Consider the following 2,781-nt stretch of genomic DNA (forward strand, 5'->3'; position numbering starts at 1 on the left):
CAGGGGATGTCTTCTCTCTCTTTGATTTATGGCGGAAAACACGGATGCGCACAAGAGCGCCGTCCGCGACAAACAACGAGCAGGCAACAAGGCACGGAGGCGCCTCCCGGATCCTGGGGGGCGCCTCCGCGGCTACACGGGATCACGCGTTTGGGGAGTACGCCGGTGCGTCAGGTTTCGTGATCTGCCCGGTGGGCCAGGATGTCGCGCGCGGGCCACTCGAACATGATGTCGTCACCGCCGAGGTTGATGATGACGCCGTGGCCGGCCGGCAGCACCGTGATCAACCAGTCCGCCCCGACGCGGAGGCGGTACGGGTATTCCGGCCGCCACTTGGCGTATTTCTGGTCCAGCTCCCCGTCCGTGAAGGCGATGACGAACTGCTCGCCATCCGCATCGCGGGTAACGGTGGCCGGCTTCCAGCTGAGCAGGCGGGCGCCGTCCATCACCGTCGTCTCCGCGAGCGGGATGCTGACCTGCGCGGCCAGGAGGGAGCCCAGCATCTGCTCCGTGTCGAGCTGTCCCGCGCGGGCGGCGCGGATGGCCTCGCTCGCCTGCCCGCGTCCGCCGTCTTCCGAGTGGTTCGTCAAAAGCTCGCGCTGGTTGATGTGTACCGCGGCCGGCGCCGGCCGGCGGCTGCGTGCCCCGTGCATGCTCGATGCGGCAATCGAGCCTTGCAAGAAGAGGACGCGCCGGGCCGGCATTTCCATCATCAACCGTATCCGCGCGAGACGGGATCCGTGCGGCGGCATGCGTCCGCGCGACGACGACGGGCGGCGGTGCTGCGTGGATCGGCGCGTCAGCCCGTGGCCGGGACGTAGGTGAGGATGAGGGAGCCGGTCGCGGTCACCTCGCTGTGCGTCAGGCGCAGGCGGCGAAGGACGCCGTCGTCGTGAAATACGCGCTTTCCCCCGCCGGCGAGCACGGGATCGATGATCAGCCGGAGCTCGTCCACCAGGTCGCGCTCTATGAGCGTCCGCACCAGCCGCGTGCTGCCGATGACGAGCAGGTCGCCGCCCTCCTCGCGCTTGAGCGCCGCGACCGCTTTGGCCACGTCGCCGCGCAGGAGCGTGGAGTGCTGCCACGCGAGCGGCTCGGACAGCGTGCTGGAGGCGACGTACTTGGGGCGCTCGTTGAGCGGATCGGCGAGGACCGCCTGCTCGCGCGGCGCGCTGGGCCAGAACGCGGCGAAGGTCTCGTACGTTCGCCGCCCCAGGATGTATGCGCCCGCCGCGCCCACCGTCTCGGCGACGCGCTGCTGGAACGCCGCGTCGCCCGCATGCGGCACGTGCCAGCCGCCGTGCCGGAACCCGCCGTCGGGATCCTCGCCGGGGCTCATCGGCGCCTGCGCCACGCCGTCCAGCGTCATCCACTCGCTCACGATCACCTTGCGCATCTCCGCCTCTCTGCTGGGGATGGGGTTGCGTACGATGCCGCTTGCCGCGGCATCCAGGGGTGTAGTCGGAGCCGCGGCGCGATTCTCTACATCGCCCCTCGTGCAGGAGAAGCGGAACGGCTGGGTCGGCGCGAGGCCGCAGATGCCGGCCTCAGCAAACGCATCCGCGATCCTGGCGGGAGACCTGTGCACCGGGCCGTCGGAAAGCAGAAAGGCGGCTGCTCGCCGCCTTTGATCACGTGGAAGTGGTTTTACTCCGCCGGAACCCTACTCGTCTCGTTCCCGCGTCATCGCCTGGTAGCCGTACAGCCACTCGCCGCCCCGGTAGATGACGCAAACGCCACCCGAGGGGCTCCATCCGTCGGCGATGCTGATGTTCACCATGTCCTGAAGGGAACTGATCAGCTCGTCGTTGTTCCTGGCTTCTGCGCTGACGACCTTGTAGAGAAACTCCATTGCCTTGGTCCTTTCGCGGCTCGGGCGCGTGCGGATCTCCGAAAATCCTCCAGCGAAAGAGCATACGCGGAAATGGGCGCCGCGGATTCGTACTCCGAGCTCGTGCGCGAGACACGGCGCCGTGCGCTTCTCCGGCGACTGCGCCACGACGGCGGGTGGGACCGGCAGCCATCATGTGACCGCCTTTCCCCCCCGCATTGGGCCGATGTCGATCACCCAGCCGCTGCCGGCGAGCACGCGCCCAGGGCAAGGAGCGGGAGCAACGCTACCTGGGTTTCAGCAGTCCGTTCTGGTGCAGCGCCAGGACGACATCCATCTGCGAGTTGTGCGACGCGGCCTTTGCCTCTACACGGTTCCAGAGTGCCCGTCTGCCCTGGACCGCGAGGTTCGGATCGGAGCGTAGCAGCTCGACGGCGCGCAGGGCATACGCCTTGTTGTCGATGGACCTTGTGTAGGATCCAGCCGGGACGTCGAGAACCAGGCCATCGTCACACAGTCCGAGGAAAGCGCCGCGGGGACATCCCTTCTTTTGTCGGTGTACACGACAAGGAAAGACTTCCCGCGCAGCCTCGTCCCACGCGGCGGCCGGCGACACCATTGCCCCGCTCCGGATCTTCTCTACGGCTCGGATGGCTACATCACCATACTCGTTGATCGATCCTGCATGTTTCGGGTTGATCATGTCGCATCCTCATCAATCGAAGTAGATGCCGGCCCCAGCTCTCGCGCGAGGTACGGCGCCGTGCGGCTCTCCCGCGACTGCGCGACGAGCGTCGGCGGACCCTCCGCAACGACACGGCCGCCCTCCTCGCCCGCGCCGGGGCCGATGTCGATCACCCAGTCGCTGCCGGCGATCACGCGCATGTCGTGCTCCACGACGACCACCGTGTTGCCCGCGTCCACCAGGCGGTTCAGCACGTGGAGCAGCT

General features: G+C 67.7%; 5 protein-coding genes. All 5 read right to left on the reverse strand.

Translation table 11 applies throughout. The features are described 5' to 3' along the window. Window positions 1-170: 170 nt before the first annotated feature. Window positions 171-713: an SseB family protein gene (locus tag VFZ20_RS03330; RefSeq protein WP_329682406.1), complete on the reverse strand. Its 543-nt coding sequence runs from the start codon at window positions 711-713 to the stop codon at window positions 171-173. Window positions 714-799: 86 nt separating this feature from the next. Further along, window positions 800-1,396 (reverse strand): dihydrofolate reductase family protein, encoded by a 597-nt coding sequence (locus VFZ20_RS03335; RefSeq protein ID WP_329682407.1) that lies wholly within the window; start codon window positions 1,394-1,396, stop codon window positions 800-802. Window positions 1,397-1,663: 267 nt separating this feature from the next. Continuing rightward, window positions 1,664-1,852, reverse strand: coding sequence for a hypothetical protein (locus VFZ20_RS03340; RefSeq protein WP_329682408.1), 189 nt, complete (start codon window positions 1,850-1,852; stop codon window positions 1,664-1,666). Between the two features lie 265 nt (window positions 1,853-2,117). Continuing rightward, window positions 2,118-2,534 carry a DUF6979 family protein gene (locus VFZ20_RS03345; protein WP_329682409.1) on the reverse strand — a complete coding sequence of 139 codons (417 nt, stop codon included), beginning with the start codon at window positions 2,532-2,534 and terminating at the stop codon, window positions 2,118-2,120. Continuing rightward, window positions 2,531-2,781 (reverse strand): hypothetical protein (locus VFZ20_RS03350; RefSeq protein WP_329682410.1); only part of this gene is annotated, 251 nt, incomplete at its 5' end. The genes VFZ20_RS03345 and VFZ20_RS03350, both read right to left, overlap by 4 nt.

The sequence above is a fragment of the Longimicrobium sp. genome (assembly GCF_036280135.1).
Lineage (GTDB): Bacteria > Gemmatimonadota > Gemmatimonadetes > Longimicrobiales > Longimicrobiaceae > Longimicrobium.